This window comes from Sporosarcina highlanderae, assembly GCF_030433715.1.
In the GTDB taxonomy this organism is placed as follows: domain Bacteria; phylum Bacillota; class Bacilli; order Bacillales_A; family Planococcaceae; genus Sporosarcina; species Sporosarcina highlanderae.
Genome location: NZ_JAROCC010000010.1, coordinates 68,712 through 88,964, shown reverse-complemented (window position 1 = coordinate 88,964; position 20,253 = coordinate 68,712). Strand labels below are relative to the sequence as shown.

The window sequence follows — 20,253 nt, the reverse complement described above, 5'->3', positions numbered from 1 at the left end:
ATTCTAAGTGTAGGGGTATGGAATTTCTATGTCAATCAGCTAGATGACCTGCTTTGACAATTTCATACAGTAACTGTTCTGCCACTTATCCTCTCCCAAATAACCCACGGATGGTCGGAAGGGGGTACCGATTCAAATTTCATCAGTTCCTTTGTTGTTGGGTGAGGGAATTCAAGGGTATGCGCCCATAGAGCAATTTGCTGGCCGGGCTTATTCACATGTTGCCCGTATTTTTGATCTCCGTAAAGGGGGGAACCGGAAGCTGATAACTGAACGCGGATCTGATGTGATCTACCTGTATGAAGACGGACTTGCAATAGGCTCATATTGTCCTTTTGTTCTATTGTTTCATACTGAAGAATGGCCTTTTTTCCATCGGGGTGTCCCGCTTTAACCGTATGTACTTTATTCTTTTTCGCATCCTTCCACAAGTGATGTTCCAATACACCGTATCTCTTTAGATTTCCACGTACGACTGCCAAGTAGGTCCTTTCAATTTCCCGTTTTCGTAATATATCAGACAAGCGGGATGCAGCCTTAGATGTTTTTGCGAACACCATGACACCGCCTACTGGACGATCCAGTCGATGAACCAATCCAAGGTAGACATTACCGGGCTTTTGATAGCGCTCCTTCAAATCCTGCTTTAAGATTGTAAGTAGGTCATCATCGCCGCTTTCATCTGCCTGAACCGGCAAGTTCACTGGTTTTTCGACAACAAGTAAATGATTGTCTTCATATAAAATGCGTATGATCATCTTTCACAGCTCCTTTCGTAAAGACTGCCCGACGAATAATAGTAAATGATTTTCCATTTTTCATAATGCATCTCCTCCATTCCGTCTATCATACTATATATTTTCAGTGAATCAGTTAGAATAAAGTGGTTTTTCGCATTAAAAAACCGGAATCCAAGGATTCCGGTTTCAATCACTACTATTCTTGTACGAGATAGATCGGTTTGTCAATTCGCCATGTAGGATAATCGGATATGATTCCATCGACCCCGTACTTATGAGCTTTCGAGACAAGCTTCTTGTCGTTTTTTGACCAAACGAGGACTTTGCTACCGCGTTGTTGTACTTTATTCACCATGCGCTTGTTAATAAAGGATACATTGAAATTAACATATGAAGCAAATGAAGTTAATTCATCCAATTTCTTTTCGGATAAAAGTGATTCGGCTGGACGAACAAGGACAGCCACTTCCAACTCTGGAAGCAAAGAATGCATTTTTTTCATGGATTCGACATCGAATGACTGGACTATAATTGAACTTAAATCTTCATAATTCCTCAATAAAGATACAATGCTCTCTTCTATTCCCGGGTAGTTTGCAGGATTCTTCAATTCAATTAATAAACCAATCTTGTCAAAGAATTCATCTAACAGTTCATTGAGTGTCATGATTGACTCACCCTGGAATTCCTCACTGAACGTAATTCCAGCATCAAACTGTCGTAACTCGGCTAATGTATAATCCTTTATGAAACCGTTTCCATCCGTTGTACGATCGATGTTGTCATCGTGCATGATAATAAGCTCTCCATCTTTTGATAGATGAACATCGCACTCCAAATAATCAGCCTGGAGTTCGACTCCCTTTTGGAAGGCTGAGCGGGTATTTTCGGGTGCGAAACCGGAGGCACCTCTATGAGCAATACTCATCATATTCGGTTGATGCACCCGTTTTGTCTGGCCGTTGAATCCAACTAGAAGTAATAAACAGGCTCCAATAATTGCCATCCAAATAAGATTCTGTTTTCTCATATCAATACCCCATATCTCTCATCGGATTATAATCCGAATTATCTTTCTATTATAATATCACATTATATGAGACTTGAATACCCCTTTTTTCCATTTACCTAATAGGCAAAATGTCCCAACGAGGTTTCCTTAATTTTATTCACAACAATTTTCTAACATGATAGGATAGAGTAAGAAGCAAGGGGGTTAGAGGAATGGATGTTGACAAGTATCTCATGCGATTTAACGCAACTCATTTAACTTTTCCATCAACCGAAAACTTGAAGGAACTGCAATTTCTGCATATGAGGAAAGTTCCGTTTGAAAATTTAGACGTCATCCGTAAAGTTCCTATTTATTTAAACTTGAATACAATCTATGAAAAAATTGTTACAAAGATGCGTGGAGGATATTGCTATGAGTTAAACGGTCTTTTCCATTGGTTATTGGTCGAATTAGGATATGATGCGTCCTTGGTCGCTGCAACGGTCTATCGACCAAACGGGAAATGGGCGAAGCCGGATACACATGCGGCAATACTCGTTCATTTAGAGGAGACATATTTAGTCGATGTCGGGTTTGGGGATTCTACCATCCTTCCAATTCCGTTAAATGGAGATCTATGTACAGATATGGGCGGAAGTTATGCAGTTAAGCAATTCGATGATTCAACATTGGTTCTCACACGGACTAGAAATGATGAATCCCGTATGATTTATAAATTCCCTACCGCTCCAAAGCGACTCGAAGACTTCCATGAGGGCTGTGTTTTCAATCAAGTCTCTGCAGATTCTACATTCACTCATGTTGATATCATAACAATGGCTACAGAAAGAGGGCGGATATCATTATATGATGATGAACTGTCAACTTATGAAAACGGCAATAAGACAAGTAGGCACTTAGGACCTTCTGAAAAGGTAGCTGTTATAAAGGATCTATTTGGTATAGAGGTAAAATAATAAGCATCCGGTAGTGAGCCGGATGCTTTCTTCTTTGTTTTATAAACTTTTTTCTCTAAATACATTCTTCAAAGCTAATTGCAATGAACTTGTAGTACGGATTCTCGAAAAATCCAATCCTAATTGGACTGAAGTTTGTGCAATTTCTGGCCGGATTCCTGTTATCGTGGATTCAATACCAAGCAGGTCAAGTATCTGAGTAAGTTGATAGATATGATTGGCTACCATCGTGTCAAGAATAGATACGCCCGATAAGTCGATATAAAGATGACTCACATCAAGCTCGGTACATCTGTGGGGAACAAAATCTGATATGACCTGAACCCGCGTTGTATCGACATCCCCTATAATTGGCAATACACCAATCGTAGAATTCAGCTTGATAATTGGTGCATTCAGCTCATCGATCAGGCTTTGTTGTGCGTTTAATCGCTTGTTCATCAATTCGTGGTACCTTGTTGAGAACTCTACCATTAGTTCATCAAACGCCATATGGATTGCAATTCCCCAGCTCATGATGTCTGATCGAAGAACCCTCTTCCCTTCTCTTTCAACAAACTGCTCGATAAAGTGCCAATAGGTTGTCCTGACCTTTGCTAGTGCATCCAATACTTCATGAATAGGTGTGTTGCTGTTAACCCGACTTTCTGCCACAACTAAAGCCCAGTTTTTTTTGTTTTCCTGAAACACATTGCAATCGTTGAGCAAACTGCTCGCGACAGTCAAGTTGGTCAATGTGTTTTGTTCTGCTATTGTCTTTACGGCCCACTTCTCAGCATTTTTCGAGTAAATGGAGCCATCTATTTCTTCACGCTTCGACAACCATTTCTCGGTTATCAAATCTGTATTCTCGCATAAGAAATTATAAAGTTCATGATTTATATCTTGCATACCATTACCCCCACGTTATACACACTTTAGACGATTGTACCATAGAGGGAACTATGAATAAAAAAACACGCATTGGGGGACAAAAGACTCCCAACGCATGTCAGTTTAATTAAAACATTAATTCAAAACTTTAATTTTCACCTTTTTTACTCCCCACTCCATCGCACTATCATACGAAGGGATGAAGACATCTATTCTATGTCCTTTTATAGCTCCACCAACATCCCCTGCAATCGCTTCTCCATAGCCTTCAACCCATACTCTTGTTCCAAGCGGAATGAGTTTCGGATCGACCGCAATGACTTTCTGATCCGGATTGGAACGTAAGTCAATTCCATACGCTGTCGTTCCCGAGCAACCATTGCAATACGCAGTATATGCAGTGGCTGTGACAACAAATTCATCTCCTTCACTAACAGGCGGAGTTGAAATGGAAGCTTGGAAAGCAGGTTTTTTTGGCTGTTTTGGTTCCTCTATTTCCTCTAATTCTTTTGATTCCGGGACCGTTTCAGGTGTGATAGATGCGACTTGAACAATCCCCACATCTTCGACAGGTTTCCCATCAGCAATCACTAAGACATCACCCGGATGGATCAAATCTCCCGTTAAGTCATTCAAACTCATTAATTCCTCAAGAGAAATGTTATGATTCATCGCTATTCGAAACAGATTGTCCCCCTCGAGTACCATGTACGTTTTGGGCAAATCATTCAAAATCTCAGGCGGTGGATAAACATGTGGTATTTCCCCTGCTAATAAATCCATAAAAGGAATGTCATTTTGGACTGTCTCTATATCTTCCGTAAATTCCTGTGTGTCAAAAGAAACATTGACTATGTCCCCTTTAAACTCATCCTGTTCCGTTGTGCCAACGGCTGCTTCAGCTTGGACACTATAAGAAAATGTCAGAACAACAGTTAAAAAAATCATTTTCATTTTCATTGAAAAGTAGTTCTCCTCTCTTACAATTTCCCCCATCCTGCCCCAAAACTTTCAAAATCAAACATTTTTTGAAAAAGAAAGTATGAAAAATGTCAAACAAAAAATTGATTGGCATTTTGTAACTGTAGTAGATGGCGGGAATTTTGTTTATCTTTCAGTAAGAGAGGGCAAATTAATATATAAAAGGAGCGTAATAAAATGAAAATAGGAAGACTTATTAAAACAGCTATTAAATGGGCACCTATCGTCTATCCGATAGCGCGCAAACTATTCTCCAAAGAAAAAGCAACTGCAATACCGCGCAGAAGATAGATGTGTAAGGTAGCCATACGTGGATAAATTCCTTGATATTGCCAATCCTATAAGAAAGTACTTATTGGGGAGGCAATAAAGATGTCAAAATCAGAACATACCACGTCCGAAGAAAATCGAAAAAATATTGATTTTCGCTATTTGGCGCATCCGGAAGGAATCCCGTCCGACCGCGTGAGTTTATTTGATATGCACGAGGACATGCAGACAGTGGATACCATCAACCTGGATGATATGAAGGAAGATCTACGTAAAGAGCGGATTCATAAGAATCCAAGGGGTTAAAAAAACAGACTGCGGGCATCGGGTTCGATGATCCGCAGTCTGTTTTTATTTTTGTATTTCCCTGACGCTCGTTTTACTTTTTCTTTGAAGGATGCTTCCGCATTCCTTTCGTAATCTTTTTCCATTTATCGCGCTCGGCAGCCTGCGCTTGGCGGTTCATCTTCCGATCAAGAAACGCAAGTTCCTTTTGCAGTTTCACATAGTTAGAATAACGGTCCTCGGCTAAATCCCCTGACTCAAGGGCTTCTTGAATCGCGCACCCAGGTTCTCCGACATGTCGGCAATCATTGAATTTGCAAGTTTTGGAAAGCGCCTCGATATCTTTAAATCCCGAGTCTAAGCTTTCGCTTTCATTCCATAATTGGAACTCCCTCATCCCGGGCGTGTCGATGAGCACTCCTCCAGTCGGTATTTTCAGAAGTTCCCGATGCGTCGTCGTATGACGGCCTTTCGCATCGTCTTCCCGAATACCTTGAACCGTCATCGTTCCGTCCCCGCAAATAGCGTTGACGAGTGAAGATTTCCCGACCCCGGAAGAACCTAACAATGCCGCAGTCTTGCCACCCTTCAATAAGTCAGTGAGCAGCTCGATTCCTTCACCAGTTGTATTGCTCACCGAATAAATATCTGCACCGGGGGCGATAAACGCAGCCTGTTCAATATAATACTCAGGGTTTTCGCAAAGATCCTTTTTCGTCAACACAACAATCGGGGTCGCACCGGAATCATATGCCGCTACAAGATAGCGCTCCAATCTTCTTGCATTGAAGTCATGATTCATCGACATGACAAGGAATACGATGTCAACATTCACCGCGATGATTTGCTCTGAAATTGTTGACCCTGCCGATTTCCTTGAAAACAGTGATGTTCGTGGAAGAATGGCGTGAATGATTCCCCTTTCCTCACCGGGCATTCGTTCTACAACGACCCAGTCCCCTACTGCAGGAAAATCTCGTCTTTCGAATGCAGCATGTTGAAATGCTCCCGAACAGACGGAAAGCCATTCCCCTTCCTTAGTCATAACACGATACATCCGTTTATGTTCAAGCGTTACGCGTCCCGCTACAATATTGTCAGCTTTCAATTCATTAATTAGTGCATTCAAATTCTTTTCATGTGTTTCGTTCCAACCGTATTCTTTCAAATTAATCAATGGTATTCCTCCAGTTATGTTCGTGAATATAAAAAAGCATGGTTCCGGATCGGATACCATGCTTTCACGCGCATAACAGAATAGACATGCCTAATTGGCAAGTCTCGCGGGTGACAGTATGGTTCCGATCAGTTGCGCAATAGCCGTATTGATTTTCTCCATAAAACATCACCCCACTTTCTGAAAGTTGTTTTTATCATAACAAAATAACTATTTGCGGTCAACACTATTTTCAGGCATGGCTAAGACTTTCCAAGCGAGATAGACGCCATATCCAATAATTACGCCAAAAGTGTTCAGGATGATATCATCAATATCCGTGCTGCGACCGATGAAATATTGGGTGCCTTCGATGAAGCAAGTGACACCAAATCCTATGAACAAGATTGCTTTAAATGAATCCATCCTTCGCCATAACAAAGGAATGAAAAAGCCAATCGGAGAAAAAACGAACATATTACCTAAAAGATTCACAAGCGAAACGCTGCTCCAACCACTAACATGTTCATTCGCCTGAAAGTAATTCATAATTGTTCGGAACGGAATGAGATTTACACTCGACATACGATTAAAAATATAAACATCAAAGTAGAACTTTCCCGTACTTCCGTCCACGCCGATACTCCATTTCGGAATAATTGTCTGGGATGCGAGGCCCACTAAGTATAGTATAAATAAGGCAAGCAACACTTCATGCAACTTGTTTACGGGGCGCTTCCTTCTTTTGATGATGATACTGCGTATAAGTAAGTAAATGGGCAGCGCTACAACCATATACGCTAACATCTTGATGACATACATACTAATTAACCACATAGCTTCTCCTTTTGACGCCGATTTCTTCTTATAGAGCTTGACGTTTTCAATCTTAGAGTTGTTCCCTTTGACTTTTTTCATCCGTCAAAAGTTATCGGTCATTTCCCGGGATTTATCGATCATTTCCCGAAAGTTATCGGTCATTTCCCGGGATTTATCGTCGTTTTGGGACCTTTGACTCACAATAAAAAGCTTCGACAGGTGTATGCCACCGAAGCTTTTCTACTTACAACAAGCAATCCTTCGGAATCCACCCTACTTCTCCACTGCCTAACTTCACTAATGCATATCCATCCTGTTGCACATCGATAACTGAAACAGTTTCTCCTTCATTAACAGATAAAAAAGTCGTGCTTAAATCATTTTTACACATATTTTCATGAATAAACTCGTTTTTGATCCACTGCTGAATACCAAGATTCGTATTTTCACAAAGTGTGAAAAACTCATCTTCGTGAATCACACGCAGTTCATAGTTTGGGTACGTAACCGTTCCGACACGACCCGTTCCATCCATATGGCCCTTTGAGACGATTATTTCATTCAACTCATCTACATATGTATACGTGATTTTTTCTCCTTCAATAATAAGGGCATTTAACTGCCCGTCCCTTTTAATTTGATTGCCGCCATCGAGGGAGATAATCTTCTTATCCAAATCAATGACTGGAGAATTTGAACTTACTGTTTTAGCCCGATAATTAACGACTGGCCAATGCCCTACGATAACTGTCTTATTTGCCTGATGCCCTTTGTCATAGAACGAAGAAGCGGACAATGCAAATTCACGGCTTGTCTCTTTCCAATTCGGGATGTCTTCAATACCGGCATGGATGATGATAAAACCCTCTGTTTCATAGGCAATCGGCAATTGATCAAGCCAGTCAAGTTCCAATTGAAAATGACTACGATAGAATTTTCCAAGTTCCTGAAGCGTGTTAAAATCATCAAGTGATTTTCCATGACGCTCAATCATTTCATTTAAAATAGAGTTTTTCCGCTGCCTCATGTAGTTTTTAATGCCCTCTACATCATTAAATACATACTCATGAAGGACATCGCAATTCCCTTTTGTAATGTAAACCCGATCTGACTCGGCTTGTAGACTTCTTGCAAAGGCCACCGTCGATAGGCTATCCGACCCTTTCTCGCAAAGATCGCCATTAATGAATAAATAATCTTCCGTTGTGTAATTCACTTGCCCAAGTAATCTCTGAAACAACGGCAGGTTTGCATGAACATCCGACGTAATAATGATTCGTCTGTCTTTATCCAACTTCAATTCCCTTACATCGATCATAAGACGATTTCCCCTTTTCTGAACGTTTATCAGAATTTCTATACAAATGACTATACCATAAATATGGAAATGAACGGAAAAAGGGCCCCTCCACTCGGGACCCTCGTAAATTAATTCATATACAAAGCACTCATACAGCTTACTACTAGCAACAGCATGAAGAGGCTAACCAAATAGCCATCCAATCTGCAGACGCTAAAAACCTTATAGAAGCTTTTCCTTTTCTCTCCCGTGAATCCCCTTGCTTCCATCGCAAATGCCGCCCGTTCCGCTTTTCGCACAGCACCCGCAAGCATAGGGAGGAGAATTTTCCTCATATGAAAAAGTCGATGAAAGACACTTTTCGCTTGCATTGCTCCTCTAAGACGATGGGCTTGTTGGATTTGCACAAATTCATCTTTCAGTACAGGCAGGAATTGATAGCCGACCAAAATACTGTATGCAATTTTCGGCGACAGCTTCAGTTGTTGCATGAGGCTTAAAATGAATGAAACAGGGTTTGTTGTCAACGCGAATAGCAAGGACAACCCGGAAAATGCCAAGACACGAAAACTTATCGACAGTGCATGATTTAATTGGATTTCAGTGATATTGATTGACCAAATCGAAAGTACAACCGGTCCAGACTTGTCTTCCGCAAACACGAGGGTCGTCCAAAAGTAGCCGAATGCCATGATAAAAAACGGAATCATGAATAAAATCCACAGTTTCCAATCAATACGGCTAAACAGTAGTTGGATGAATAGCACACCAATCCACATGAGCAAGGGCGTCCATGGATTGAAAAAGAACGCCATCGTCAACATGCAAATCGTGATGACAATGAACTTTGCTGCTGGGTTCATATTATGCAAAGCAGACTTCATGTTCCACCCACCCCTTTGGCTGAAGCAGATGATGATTCGACAGCAACTCTTCATCACGCCAAACTTGATTTGCATCATACTTCCCTGTCAAAATTCCATTTTTCATTAATAAGATCGAGTCCGCCACATGGAACGCAAACTCCATATCATGGGTGACGATCAAAAAAGTAGTACCTTCCCTTGCCCGCTCATCGATCAACCGGAACAACTCGACAAGTGAAGCGGCGTCTTGCCCGGATGTTGGTTCATCCATAAAGATGATTTCCCTGCCATCACATAGCATCGAAGCAATCGCCACTCGCCTCTTTTGCCCATGGCTCACTGCAAACGGATTGGCATCCGCAATTGCCGCCAAGTGCAGACGATCAAGCAATTCTTCCGCGTGAGTACCGCCGCCGTATGCAATTTCATCCCGGACCGTTTTCGTCACGAATAAAAATTCCGGTGTTTGAGGAACATACCCCAAATTAGAGGGACGCACAGTTCCATCCGCAGGAATTAATTTGCATAATGCTTTCAACAATGTCGATTTTCCACTTCCATTCGGACCTGCAAGAACCGCCACTTCCCCCCGATCCAATGTGAAGGAAACGTCTTTCAGAAATGCACCCGTGCTCACTCCGCTTACGTCCAATGACTGATGCTCCTGCCTGCTGCTGATCCTTTTGCTCATTGGATTGGCGTCATTTATACGCTCCAACTGGATTTCACGATTAAAAAAGTCTCCCCATAAATCGAGTCGATGCTCAATCGCCAAGATTGTCAAAGACCGTTCCTGTTGCAGTTCATCCAGCCAACTAATGAACTGCTTTGCGGTAAACGGATCCAAGTGGGAAATCGGTTCATCAAGCAGCAGGACTTCCGGATCCATGATCAATGCACAGACGATCGCAATCCGTTGCTTTTCTCCGCCGGATAACTGTTGAATGACTGAATGACGGAACTTGGTTAACCCTGTCAGCTCCAATACTTCTTCAATTCGTCCATCCATCTCTTTTCGGTCCACATTCAAATTTTCAAGAGTGAACGCAAGCTCCTCCTCTACAGTCATCATGCAGAACTGTGCATCCGGGTCTTGAAATACCGTCGCGATACGATGATTCACCTCACCCGGCGAATAGGACTGACTACTTTTATCGAATAAAACAACGGAGCCCTTTACGATGCCATCACAGTTTTCGGGATACAGCCGGTTGCAAAGATAGAGCATCGTCGTTTTTCCGCTTCCGCTCGGCCCCGTAATGACAACCTTTTCGCCTTTTCCGACGGAGAATGATAGATCTTCAAAAATCCACTTCTCATCATCGGGGTAGCGGAAACTTACGTTATCAAACTGGATTACTTCACGCACGAGCCTCACCTTTTTTTGAACGCGTAATGGCATATCCCTGAAGCGAGCCTGTAGAAAGCAACCCATCGACGACCGCCTTCCCGCCAATACCAGCAATTATCGCTCCGCTGAGAATCCGTATGCTAAGCATTAGCAGTACATAACCTGTGCTGAACACCGTGAATCCACCTAAGAAATAACCGTAAGTGAAACTGAAAACCGATGCGCCGACACCCGCCATCATCAGCACCCATACATCAAACCGCCGATAGCGAGTTGCTGCAAATGCCGCCTCAGCCCCTAACCCTTGGATGACGCCTGCAAGAATCAACCTCGGGCCGACCGCATTCCCTAACAGCACCTCAATGGCAGCAGCGATTGTTTCCGAAATGACAGCTGCCCCAGGTTTCCGGATGATATACATACAAATGATCGACACTATGAACCAGATTCCGAAAATCCATTCATAGGCAATCGGTCCAATGAACCCCGCCCATATATTCCCGACATGCAAAAACAACAGATAGACGATTCCAAAAACGACCGAAAACAACGACATGAGGACGACCTCTTTCAGCTTCCAGGACTTCAACATTTTACAGCCCTCCATGCGACGGACTGTTGATGCTCATCGAGACTGTCATGACCAAATGCTTATGTTCTTCAGAACGGGCATTGCTGAAAGCCTCTTCATAAAATGCAAACACATCATGGATATCCCCGTGAATGCCGCTCGCATAATGCATCGACTCATTGAACATACCCTGTTCCTTCGCCCGGTCCACTTCACGGTAAATGATGTCCATATACGCCGGATTATTCATCGGATAAAGCGCAAACTGGGAAGATACATATTGCTTCGTCGTATCCGTATTCAACACTTCATCTTCTTTATCCAAATAGACATCACCCGCTGTATCCCCTGGGCATCCTGCTGAAAAAGTCCCGGATAAAGCAATATGCTTACCCGTTTTCGCCGCATGCAGCGAAATCGCCTTTGCTACGTTGAACACATGTACTTGCTTACCCCGAATGACAGTAGAAACATCATCCGTGTGCATCCAAACATTTGACGTATCCGTCTCTTCAAGCGCTTTCTTAATCACACTTACAAAATCATCTGCCATCGGATACAACGAAAATCGAAATCCGACGATTGGACTTAATCCACATTTCATTTCCTTCGACCTCCCGAAATTTTCCATAAAAAAACTACATCCCGGAAGATGTAGCACTTCTCCAATATGAAACAATCGGAAAGCCACTACACTTTCCCACGCAGGCATTATCCTGATCGGGTTGTAAGGGATCGAAGCGTCAGCTTTCATCTCAGCCAGTAATAGGCACCCCTAGTGCAGAAACGGTATGTAGTTATTGTTTATGTTGCCACCAGTATAGACGAAGAATTTTTTATTGTAAATGAAATCTTGCAAACTCGTTCTTTCGTCCGTGTCGTAGATTCGTATATTACAACTATCCTTCAAATACTCATAAACCCCAAGACGTTATACCAAAACTTTATCACTATAATATGCACAAAGTTCTTTATAATACTTATTCATGGATGAAGGGGATACCTCGAACCATTCAGCGATTTCTTTCAATGTCATGGATATTGGTTCAAAAAACGAATGTTCCTGACCAAACCGGATGGCGCCTGCAGCAATCGCTACTTCCTTCCGGGCATTCGGTTGTTGTTCCACTAAAAAGTCTTCAATCACGTCAAGTAGCTTATTCGGTTCGCGGTCATGCTTTTGTAGGAACTCCATAGCCGATAGTAAAACCCCTGATTCAAAGTTTGTAAACTCCCCACCTGCATAGCCAGCCTCCCCAAGAATCCGCCAGAATTCGAGCGAATTTTCTTTAATGAAGTCCGAAACTGATTCTTGAGATGTATATCGCTTCGCAAATTCCTTGATGATACTCGTATGGTCTGTCGGGAAGAAAATCAGGCTCGACACGGCCAAATAGTGATTCTCATTCCCTGTTCCGTCAGGCAGGATGAAGCAGTATAAGTGGACGCCTTCAGGTACAGGCTTCTCGCCTTCTCGACGCAGTCGAATCACTTCATCTGTAAAGATCATTTGAACGGTTATGTAAGCATCATCCACATCCTTCACTTCTCCAATGAATGCACGAGGATGCTGCCATGTGTCGACTACTTGCAAAACTGAAGGTCGCATCAACTTTTTCTTCTGTTTTTCCAAATAGCCATGATAGATGTCGGTGCGATGATGGAAAAAGAATTCATCCAACACAATTGCTTCAATCATTTCCTCAGGTAAATACTTCAACAATGAACTTTTCCATTCATTTGCTAAATTTATGTACTCAGGAATATCTTTACGCTCTGGATACTCATCATAAAATGATTGTAGCACGCGTTCTAATTCTTCCATTTGAACGGTTTCTACTGAGACCGCTACTTTTGATTGACAACATTTCTTATATTTTTTGCCACTGCCGCATGGGCATGGATCATTTCTTCCAATCATTTATAACACTTCCTTTAAAAATTTCAGCATTATAAGTTTAACATTTTTATGGAGTTTTCGACAGAACTTCATTTTACTGTTGCCGGTTATCCTTAGTTAGTGGATGTCTCCTCTCGGTTTTTATGTACGTTATACAGTACACTGTAGATATTTTGTCGTTTATATAAGGATAATCAATTCCCATAAATTACACTAACCTCATAGTTAGAGGTGATTTGTTTGACAACTTCTTCAAACTTCATACGGCTTGTTGGAATCCATTTGCGGATGGTAAGGGAAGCAAAGGGAATTAAGCAGGAATGGTTGGCGGAGAAAGCGGGAATCGCAAGGGCGCGGATTTCGGAAATTGAAAACGGAAAAGGCAACGCTACATTAGGTACTGTTGAAAAAATCATGGATGCTCTTGAGATTACACCAGTGGAACTATTTAACTTTCAATACCTCTCAGAGATCGAAGATATTACAGATAAGAAACTGTTAATTGACATCCATCGATCAGTGCTGTTAGAACGAGATTTAGTTGATGTCCAATATGTCGTCAACATGGCAAAAGACTTTATACGTACCGTTGACAAAAAATCCGATTATGGAAAAAAGTGAAAAGGGGCCATGAGCGTTGATTTATGCTCAATTGGCCCTTTTTTTAACGTTTCCCAGGTACATTCCCACTTGTCGGGGATAGTCGTTTTTGCTTGGACTGTTTTTCAAGAATTTTTAACAATGTATGTTGAATAAACTTCGTTTCTGAAGTTGCAAATTGCGGATGGGCTAAGTTTTTTTCCTCATAGGGATCCGTTGTAACATTGTATAATTCATATTGTGTTGGCGCAGGTTCCGTTTTTGTGGTGGTAATTGTAAGTGCCGCCTCGCTATTTTCCGAAATTGGGAAAGTACCTTTAGTTACCGTAGTTTGATCCTTTACACCCGGATCGCTCCAAAACTGGGGATTATCATAGTAACGGGATAGTTTCCATTTTTCCTCACTTTGGTTGTTGCCTGTTTTCATTGTTGTAATAACAGTTTCCAAATGATTTGGCTGTGTAACAGACTCATACGGTTTACCTGTTAGCGTCACTTGATTCAATCCTTTTGAAAACTCATCATCCGTCATGAAATACAGCGGTTCACCAGCCCGCGAAAACTTTTTCTTCCCTTTTAAAAGTGGGGTTAAATCCCGTCCTACAAGTGGATGCACCTCCGTATGATCCCTCCGCAGCATATCCTGAGCGTAGTCAATCGAAATATCGGCGAGTCCCAATAAGGTTGGAATGATATCGACATGACTTGTTAACATTTCTGTCTGTTGCCTGCCTGAAAACAACTTTGGGCTATGGATGATCAGTGGGACATGTAACGATTCCTCATATGCATTATGCCATTTCTGAAAAAGACCACCATGCGAGCCCAATAAATCCCCATGATCTGATGTGAAAACAATGATGGTATCTTCATAGAAAATAGAATTTCGAAGTGCTTCAAAAACTTTGAACATCTCATTGTCCACTTCTTTTTGGAGTGAAAAGTAGAAGCGTCTTAAAAAATCAGTATCGAAGGTCGGCTGCAATGCCAATTGATACGTATCCCGATAGCTTTGCTGCGCTGTCGGTTTTGTTTGTAAACATTCATCTGCGGTTGGTGCAGGAGGAATTATCGGAACGGAAGGATCTATCTTAAAGTTGAAGGTGGGTAGCCAACGAGTAAATAACCCAAGTAAAACGATATCGTGGGGGTTTACGAATGACGAGACGATAAGCCATGGCTTGCTTTCCTTTGTATGCCCTTTCTCAAGTTCATCGATTAACGACACTACTTCCTCAGCATAGATTGCATCGCGACCACTAACCCCCATTGCTGCGGACGATCCCGAATTCCTTGGATCGCTGCCATGTGGTTCAGGCCCTATCCACCCCGAAAATCCATATGGCTCAAGACGATCCGCCCGCGCATAACTCCGTGTATTCGTAGGATCCGGTATACCTGTATTCGGATCATAACTTAGCAATGAATCATGTGTACCCGGTATCAATATATCCTCTTCGGAAATATGCCATTTCCCTTTCCAAAAAGTGCGGTAGTTAGCTGTTCGAAAGTAGTCACCCATTGTTGGTACAGTATTCTGGTCAAGCCAAAACAAATCGTCGTCAAACGACCCCTTCGCAGCACCCGGTGTTTGGGTTACGCCATGAAGTGACGGATACTGTCCTGTAAACAAGGTCGCTCTACTGGGGGCACAAGCAGTACTGCCAATATAATGGTTGGAAAAACACATTCCATTGTTACGGAGGAGCTCCTGTGTTTTCAAATGTGTTTTCCTCCACTTTGTAAGTTCTTCATTTTCATAGACAAGTGGGTAACGCTCTTCATCCACAATGATGAAAAGGAAATTTGGTTTTTTCTTATGTTGGAGTACAGCGTCTGACTGATTCTTGGATTGTTGTTCCAATTTCACACCCCTTTTTCCTGTAAAGATTACTGTTCTATGGTATGTTCTTTTTTAAGAATGGGTGCACTACCTATCGGAAATTGAATCACAATAAAAGCAAAAAAGCCCGAAATGGAATACGGGCTTTTTAGTGTATTATCATTTAACTCTATTTTCACTCATGAGTTCACTTACTGTTCCTATCTGCAGACCCTTTGCTTTAATTTCAGTGATCATCGTCCCTAAGCCTTTGGCCACAGGATCTGTAGGATGCATCAGAATCATTGAGCCGTTTTCCACTTTGGACAGGACACGATTAACCATTTCAGTAGGGTGAGGTTTTCTCCAATCAACTGTATCGACTGTCCATAAAATCGTTTTCATCTTCAGTTCGTGAGCGACCTCGACAGTTTGCTGATTAAAACTTCCACTTGGAGGGCCAAACCATTTAGGTACAACGTTTAACGTTTCAAAAATGGCATCATTTGTTTTTGTGATTTCTTCCATTGTCTCTGCCCTCGAACGCTTCTGGAGATCGGGATGACTATAAGCATGGTTACCGATTTCATGCCCTTCTTTATAAATCATCTTAGCTAAATCCGGATTCTTATTTGTCCAGCTGCCATCGAAGAAAAACGTTGCCTTCACGTCTTGTTCATCTAAAATTTTGAGGATTGGAGGGATAAACTCGTTTCCCCAAGCTACATTAATGAGCAAGGAGACCATCGGTTTTTCAGGGTTCCCCCTGAAAATTGGTTGTGGCTCCAGATCATCTAAATGAACAGCGGGAGGCACTTCCTCAAAAACAAGTTTCGATTCATCATATTTGCCTTCCTTCTTCATATTTTTATAACTTGCCTCAACATTTACCCGTATCCCATTGTATCCTGGAATAGCTTTCCATACTCTATCAATTTTTGCATCAATCGGTTCTATATCATGCTGTTCACTTTTGGAAAGAATCTCTTGATATAATGCATCCTTCCCGCCTGCTTTGCCCTGCATCGCAACGCTTCCAAGTGCAACTATGAAAATAACAAGAAATAGCCAACCGTTTTTCCTCATCGAAAGTCCTCCATTTAATATGTTGGCTTTAAGATTCCCATTCGCATTGCAACTATACTGAATCAATTAACCCGAACCATTCGACTACATCGAAGTACTCGTGAAAAAAGAATTTTATTGGCCAAGTTATCATAGCGCATATCCCCAACCGCATTAGAATAAGGTTGAATATACCATGCAAAGGAGTGATTGAATGGCAAAATGCAAAAAATGTGGTGCAGATAAATCAAAATGCAATAATTGTAAAAAGTGTTAACTACTTACTTAATTAAATAATAAAAAAGAGTCAAAGTAGTTTCTGTTCCCAAACGGGGACTTTTTTTGTTTGCTTTTTGCTTAGTAGAGAGTTTTATCGGGTAATGTATTACTGAAGCTAAAAATATATTTGACAACTTTGTGAACAAAGTCAATAATATAGAAAAGGGGTGTTGGTAATGGAATCCAAATTAAAAATGTTGAACGCTGTAAAAATTGTTGGTTTAACCGTCCTTACCATCGGAATCGCCATTTTCTTATATGGTTTTTTTGCAAGCGATTACAGTGCAATCACCGGTGTAGGAATCGGTACAATAATGGGCGCCATTTTCATTTTCCTAATGGGAGTATTCTTCGTTGCAACAGAAGAAATGCAGGAAAAAGTGAAAAGACAACTTATCCGATAACTATTCAAAAAGGGAGCACCCAAACGGGCACTCCCTTTTATTACGTCTTTATCATCCAGCTCCGGGCGCTAACTGCTCGGGTTGCTTCGGTCTTGAAAGAAAAGGCAAAGAGCGCCTTTTCTTTCAAGTCCTCCAGCGCGTGTCGCAGCTTAACGAGCGCCCTCCGCTTTTGGTATTACATATCCCAAACCAGAATCAATAATGTACCAAAAATCGTGAACAATGCAATGGCTACACCATAAAAGATGTTCATGTAAATCATCGTCCTATCTTCCGATTCACCCACATGCATAAATCCAACCAACTGTACGCCAGCCTGAACAAATGCAGTAGCCAAAAGAACCGTCATCGCAGCCATAAAAGACAGATCCAAGAAATAGACAGTCAACGCAGCTGCCGTAAGAACCAATGAAAAGACGAAGCCCATCACTTGTTTACGTGGGAATAATTCACTCATCTCACATCATTCCTTTCAAGTAGATGAAGCTGAAAATGAAGATCCAGACAATATCCAAGAAGTGCCAGTAAAGTGAAAAGATAAACGATTTATTGGCCGTTTTCGGAGTTAGACCATGTTTCTTCACCTGCATGATGATGAACAATCCCCAGAAAAGACCAACTGTAACGTGAGCCCCGTGCGTTCCCAATGTCGTCAATAAGATACCCGTGAAGGCACTTACCTGAAGCCCGGCGCCAATACTCGCATAATGCGTGAACTCATAAATCTCAACGCCAAGGAACACAAGACCAAGTAGTAAAGTAATCGAAAAGAACGTCAACATTGCATTCTTTTTTCCAAGTCTCATAGCATTCATAGCGAGACCGATTGTGAAACTACTTGTCAATAAAACAAGTGTTTCAATAAGGACCGGTGTCAGCTCAAATATCTCTGCCCCGGCAGGTCCATTTCCAACACGGTGTTCTAATGTGAAATACGTAGCGAAAAGTGTTGCAAAAAGCATCACTTCTGCTCCTATGAAAATCCAGAATCCAAAAATATTCATCTTATTTTGTTCATTTGCATATTCAAGTGGAAGCGAGTTATCTATTTTCATCATTCAACACCTCCCAATCTTTTTCCGTAGCTTTGATTTCTTCAACTGAAATATAATGTCCATCGTCTTTTTCAAATGAACGATGCGCCATGCATGCGAATATTGCTATCGTTGTAATAATTGCAGGGATCCACATACTGAATATAAGCGAGAAGCCCCACGCAAAGAAGATACAGCTCATGATAAATGGCATACCGCTGCTATTCGGCATATGAATTTTTTCGATTTCACCTTGGAATACCGGCTTCCCGTTTCTCTTAAGATCCCAAAGTGCTTCAATGGAATCGACTTGTGGAGTCCGTGCAAAGTTATACGATTGGACAGGTGTCTGAGTCGCCCATTCAAGAGTACGCGCATCCCATGGATCAGATCCGATATCCCTTGAAGCATAACGCACGCTATAGTAAATATTGTAAACGATCAATGCAAACCCAATCGCAAGCCCGATTGCCCCAACAAAGGAAAGCATATTCAGCGGACCAAATCCAGTTGCTTCGGAATATGTGTACATCCGACGCGCTTGTCCATCCAATCCTGTGAAGAACATCGGGAAGAATGCTACGTTAGTTCCAATTGCGATAAACCAGAATGCCCATTTCCCGATCCGCTCGCTTAACATGAAGCCGAACATTTTCGGCCACCAATACGTTAGGCCTGCAAGCATCGCGAAGACAACACCCGGAATGATCGTATAGTGGAAATGCGCAACTAAGAACATCGTATTGTGGTATTGATAATCCGCACTTGCCATACCTAACATTACGCCAGTTACCCCACCGATTGTAAAGATTGGGATGAAGCCTACTGAGTAAAGCATAGGTACGGTAAATTTAATTTTTCCTTTTCGCATCGTCAACAACCAGTTAAAGATTTTGATACCGGTTGGAATCGCAATCGCCATTGTTGTGATTGAGAAAATACTATTGGAAAGCGGTCCTTGACCCATTGTATAGAAATGGTGCATCCATACAAGGAATGAGAAGAACGAAATGATCACGATTGAAGCGACCATCGATTTATATCCATAAAGGTTTCTGCGTGAGAAGGTTGAAATGACTTCACTGTATATACCAAAAGCAGGCAATATGAGAATGTACACTTCAGGATGGCCCCAGACCCAGAATAGGTTCGCCCAGAGCATGTCCATTCCGCCATTTGTCATGGAGAAAATATGTGCGCCGAATAGCCGGTCCATTGTTCCAAGGAGAAGAGCAATAGTTAGAACCGGGAATGCGAAAACGACAATCGCATTCGTGATTAATGTTGTCCAAGTGAACATCGGCATTTTCATTAATTTCATGCCGGGTGCTCTCATTCTGAAAATTGTAGTGATAAAGTTAATGCCCGATATCAGCGTACCAATACCCGCAATCTGAATCGATAGCATGTAGTAGTTCGTACCGACTGATTGGCTGAAGTCATTTCCTGCAAGTGGGAAATAAGAAGTCCAGCCCGCGTCAGGAGAACCTCCTATAACGAAGGAGATGTTGAATAACATAGCTCCCATGAAGAACAACCAGAAACTAAGTGCGTTCAAGCGTGGGAATGCTACGTCTCGTGCTCCGATTTGCAGGGGTACTACAAAGTTCATCAAAGCGTATATGAATGGCATTGCCATGAAGATGATCATGACGACCCCATGTGTCGTAAATACTTCATTGTAATGTTGCGCATCTAAGAGCTTGTTATCAGGTACAGCGGTTTGGGCACGCATCATTAGTGCGTCAACCCCTCCACGGAATAGCATAAGCAAAGCGGCTATGAGGTACATGATACCGATCCGTTTATGGTCAACCGTTGTCAGCCATTCACTCCATAAATATCCCCATTTCTTGAAATAGGTCAAGCCTATGACTATTGCAATCATCGTTAGACCGATGGCAACCATTGATGCGTAGATTGCAGGACTTGGATGAGGTATGGCAAATCGATCAAAGTAATCCAT

The 20,253-nt window shown here is 41.9% G+C and carries 22 protein-coding genes and 1 riboswitch; of the genes, 5 read left to right on the top strand and 17 right to left on the bottom strand.

Annotated features, from left to right (window positions below):
* Nucleotides 1-62 precede the first annotated feature (62 nt).
* On the bottom strand, nt 63-758 hold the full coding sequence (locus tag P5G49_RS12855) for an RluA family pseudouridine synthase (RefSeq protein ID WP_301244341.1): 696 nt from the start codon (nt 756-758) through the stop codon (nt 63-65).
* Between the two features lie 178 nt (nt 759-936).
* A complete protein-coding gene (locus P5G49_RS12850; RefSeq protein ID WP_301244340.1) occupies nt 937-1,770 on the bottom strand; it encodes a glycerophosphodiester phosphodiesterase in 834 nt (277 codons plus the stop codon).
* Nucleotides 1,771-1,964: 194 nt separating this feature from the next.
* Between P5G49_RS12850 and P5G49_RS12845 the strand changes: the two genes are divergently transcribed.
* Nucleotides 1,965-2,711, top strand: coding sequence for an arylamine N-acetyltransferase family protein (locus P5G49_RS12845; protein WP_301244339.1), 747 nt, complete (start codon nt 1,965-1,967; stop codon nt 2,709-2,711).
* A 39-nt stretch (nt 2,712-2,750) separates the two neighbouring features.
* On the opposite strand, the gene P5G49_RS12840 is transcribed toward P5G49_RS12845, so the two are convergent.
* Nucleotides 2,751-3,602: an STAS domain-containing protein gene (locus P5G49_RS12840; RefSeq protein WP_301244338.1), complete on the bottom strand. Its 852-nt coding sequence runs from the start codon at nt 3,600-3,602 to the stop codon at nt 2,751-2,753.
* A gap of 117 nt (nt 3,603-3,719) precedes the next feature.
* Nucleotides 3,720-4,544, bottom strand: a complete 825-nt coding sequence (locus P5G49_RS12835; RefSeq protein WP_301244336.1) for a 3D domain-containing protein — start codon at nt 4,542-4,544, stop codon at nt 3,720-3,722.
* A gap of 198 nt (nt 4,545-4,742) precedes the next feature.
* Between P5G49_RS12835 and P5G49_RS12830 the strand changes: the two genes are divergently transcribed.
* Both P5G49_RS12830 and P5G49_RS12825 read left to right on the top strand, forming a co-directional pair.
* The gene (locus tag P5G49_RS12830) at nt 4,743-4,856 is read left to right on the top strand and encodes a hypothetical protein (RefSeq protein WP_301244334.1); all 114 of its coding nucleotides are present in this window, start codon (nt 4,743-4,745) and stop codon (nt 4,854-4,856) included.
* An 81-nt stretch (nt 4,857-4,937) separates the two neighbouring features.
* Nucleotides 4,938-5,141: a hypothetical protein gene (locus tag P5G49_RS12825; RefSeq protein WP_301244332.1), complete on the top strand. Its 204-nt coding sequence runs from the start codon at nt 4,938-4,940 to the stop codon at nt 5,139-5,141.
* Nucleotides 5,142-5,214: 73 nt separating this feature from the next.
* On the opposite strand, the gene rsgA is transcribed toward P5G49_RS12825, so the two are convergent.
* The 8 genes from rsgA to P5G49_RS12785 form a co-directional block, all read right to left on the bottom strand.
* Complete coding sequence (gene rsgA, locus P5G49_RS12820; protein ID WP_301244425.1) at nt 5,215-6,294, bottom strand: ribosome small subunit-dependent GTPase A; 1,080 nt, start codon at nt 6,292-6,294, stop codon at nt 5,215-5,217.
* A 213-nt stretch (nt 6,295-6,507) separates the two neighbouring features.
* Entirely contained in the window at nt 6,508-7,113 is a 606-nt protein-coding gene (locus tag P5G49_RS12815) for a VanZ family protein (protein ID WP_301244330.1), read from the bottom strand.
* 226 nt (nt 7,114-7,339) lie between these two features.
* Entirely contained in the window at nt 7,340-8,413 is a 1,074-nt protein-coding gene (locus P5G49_RS12810) for a metallophosphoesterase (RefSeq protein ID WP_301244329.1), read from the bottom strand.
* 110 nt (nt 8,414-8,523) lie between these two features.
* The gene (locus P5G49_RS12805) at nt 8,524-9,279 is read right to left on the bottom strand and encodes an energy-coupling factor transporter transmembrane component T family protein (RefSeq protein WP_301244328.1); all 756 of its coding nucleotides are present in this window, start codon (nt 9,277-9,279) and stop codon (nt 8,524-8,526) included.
* The gene (locus tag P5G49_RS12800) at nt 9,260-10,630 is read right to left on the bottom strand and encodes an ABC transporter ATP-binding protein (protein WP_301244327.1); all 1,371 of its coding nucleotides are present in this window, start codon (nt 10,628-10,630) and stop codon (nt 9,260-9,262) included. The genes P5G49_RS12805 and P5G49_RS12800 overlap by 20 nt, the downstream gene beginning before the upstream one ends.
* Nucleotides 10,623-11,204: an ECF transporter S component gene (locus P5G49_RS12795; RefSeq protein ID WP_301244326.1), complete on the bottom strand. Its 582-nt coding sequence runs from the start codon at nt 11,202-11,204 to the stop codon at nt 10,623-10,625. The genes P5G49_RS12800 and P5G49_RS12795 overlap by 8 nt, the downstream gene beginning before the upstream one ends.
* A gap of 1 nt (nt 11,205) precedes the next feature.
* Nucleotides 11,206-11,787: a YkoF family thiamine/hydroxymethylpyrimidine-binding protein gene (locus tag P5G49_RS12790; RefSeq protein WP_301244324.1), complete on the bottom strand. Its 582-nt coding sequence runs from the start codon at nt 11,785-11,787 to the stop codon at nt 11,206-11,208.
* 76 nt (nt 11,788-11,863) lie between these two features.
* Nucleotides 11,864-11,970: riboswitch (TPP riboswitch) on the bottom strand.
* 144 nt (nt 11,971-12,114) lie between these two features.
* The gene (locus P5G49_RS12785) at nt 12,115-13,104 is read right to left on the bottom strand and encodes a YecA family protein (RefSeq protein ID WP_301244322.1); all 990 of its coding nucleotides are present in this window, start codon (nt 13,102-13,104) and stop codon (nt 12,115-12,117) included.
* Between the two features lie 219 nt (nt 13,105-13,323).
* On the opposite strand from P5G49_RS12785, the gene P5G49_RS12780 reads away from it, so the two are divergent.
* On the top strand, nt 13,324-13,704 hold the full coding sequence (locus tag P5G49_RS12780) for a helix-turn-helix domain-containing protein (RefSeq protein ID WP_301244321.1): 381 nt from the start codon (nt 13,324-13,326) through the stop codon (nt 13,702-13,704).
* 43 nt (nt 13,705-13,747) lie between these two features.
* Here P5G49_RS12780 and P5G49_RS12775 read toward each other — a convergent pair whose 3' ends face one another.
* Both P5G49_RS12775 and P5G49_RS12770 read right to left on the bottom strand, forming a co-directional pair.
* Entirely contained in the window at nt 13,748-15,553 is a 1,806-nt protein-coding gene (locus P5G49_RS12775) for a sulfatase family protein (protein ID WP_301244320.1), read from the bottom strand.
* 132 nt (nt 15,554-15,685) lie between these two features.
* A complete protein-coding gene (locus P5G49_RS12770) occupies nt 15,686-16,591 on the bottom strand; it encodes a polysaccharide deacetylase family protein (RefSeq protein ID WP_301244319.1) in 906 nt (301 codons plus the stop codon).
* Between the two features lie 434 nt (nt 16,592-17,025).
* On the opposite strand from P5G49_RS12770, the gene P5G49_RS12765 reads away from it, so the two are divergent.
* Nucleotides 17,026-17,253 carry a hypothetical protein gene (locus P5G49_RS12765; protein WP_301244318.1) on the top strand — a complete coding sequence of 76 codons (228 nt, stop codon included), beginning with the start codon at nt 17,026-17,028 and terminating at the stop codon, nt 17,251-17,253.
* 175 nt (nt 17,254-17,428) lie between these two features.
* Here P5G49_RS12765 and qoxD read toward each other — a convergent pair whose 3' ends face one another.
* Genes qoxD through qoxB form a run of 3 tightly spaced genes read right to left on the bottom strand, consistent with a single transcriptional unit; the run spans nt 17,429 to nt 20,253 of the window.
* A complete protein-coding gene (gene qoxD, locus P5G49_RS12760; protein WP_301244317.1) occupies nt 17,429-17,710 on the bottom strand; it encodes a cytochrome aa3 quinol oxidase subunit IV in 282 nt (93 codons plus the stop codon).
* A 1-nt stretch (nt 17,711) separates the two neighbouring features.
* A complete protein-coding gene (gene qoxC, locus P5G49_RS12755) occupies nt 17,712-18,308 on the bottom strand; it encodes a cytochrome aa3 quinol oxidase subunit III (RefSeq protein WP_301244423.1) in 597 nt (198 codons plus the stop codon).
* Nucleotides 18,295-20,253 (bottom strand): cytochrome aa3 quinol oxidase subunit I, encoded by a 1,959-nt coding sequence (qoxB, locus tag P5G49_RS12750; RefSeq protein WP_301244316.1) that lies wholly within the window; start codon nt 20,251-20,253, stop codon nt 18,295-18,297. The genes qoxC and qoxB overlap by 14 nt, the downstream gene beginning before the upstream one ends.

Coding starts and splice junctions, on each gene's coding strand:
- P5G49_RS12855 (WP_301244341.1), bottom strand. CDS start 758: ATGATCATACGCATTTTATATGAAGACAATCATTTACTTGTTGTCGAA.
- P5G49_RS12850 (WP_301244340.1), bottom strand. CDS start 1,770: ATGAGAAAACAGAATCTTATTTGGATGGCAATTATTGGAGCCTGTTTA.
- P5G49_RS12845 (WP_301244339.1), top strand. CDS start 1,965: ATGGATGTTGACAAGTATCTCATGCGATTTAACGCAACTCATTTAACT.
- P5G49_RS12840 (WP_301244338.1), bottom strand. CDS start 3,602: ATGCAAGATATAAATCATGAACTTTATAATTTCTTATGCGAGAATACA.
- P5G49_RS12835 (WP_301244336.1), bottom strand. CDS start 4,544: ATGAAAATGAAAATGATTTTTTTAACTGTTGTTCTGACATTTTCTTAT.
- P5G49_RS12830 (WP_301244334.1), top strand. CDS start 4,743: ATGAAAATAGGAAGACTTATTAAAACAGCTATTAAATGGGCACCTATC.
- P5G49_RS12825 (WP_301244332.1), top strand. CDS start 4,938: ATGTCAAAATCAGAACATACCACGTCCGAAGAAAATCGAAAAAATATT.
- P5G49_RS12815 (WP_301244330.1), bottom strand. CDS start 7,113: ATGTGGTTAATTAGTATGTATGTCATCAAGATGTTAGCGTATATGGTT.
- P5G49_RS12810 (WP_301244329.1), bottom strand. CDS start 8,413: ATGATCGATGTAAGGGAATTGAAGTTGGATAAAGACAGACGAATCATT.
- P5G49_RS12805 (WP_301244328.1), bottom strand. CDS start 9,279: ATGAAGTCTGCTTTGCATAATATGAACCCAGCAGCAAAGTTCATTGTC.
- P5G49_RS12795 (WP_301244326.1), bottom strand. CDS start 11,204: ATGTTGAAGTCCTGGAAGCTGAAAGAGGTCGTCCTCATGTCGTTGTTT.
- P5G49_RS12790 (WP_301244324.1), bottom strand. CDS start 11,787: ATGAAATGTGGATTAAGTCCAATCGTCGGATTTCGATTTTCGTTGTAT.
- P5G49_RS12785 (WP_301244322.1), bottom strand. CDS start 13,104: ATGATTGGAAGAAATGATCCATGCCCATGCGGCAGTGGCAAAAAATAT.
- P5G49_RS12770 (WP_301244319.1), bottom strand. CDS start 16,591: ATGAGGAAAAACGGTTGGCTATTTCTTGTTATTTTCATAGTTGCACTT.
- P5G49_RS12765 (WP_301244318.1), top strand. CDS start 17,026: ATGGAATCCAAATTAAAAATGTTGAACGCTGTAAAAATTGTTGGTTTA.
- qoxD (WP_301244317.1), bottom strand. CDS start 17,710: ATGAGTGAATTATTCCCACGTAAACAAGTGATGGGCTTCGTCTTTTCA.
- qoxC (WP_301244423.1), bottom strand. CDS start 18,308: ATGAAAATAGATAACTCGCTTCCACTTGAATATGCAAATGAACAAAAT.
- qoxB (WP_301244316.1), bottom strand. CDS start 20,253: ATGGATTACTTTGATCGATTTGCCATACCTCATCCAAGTCCTGCAATC.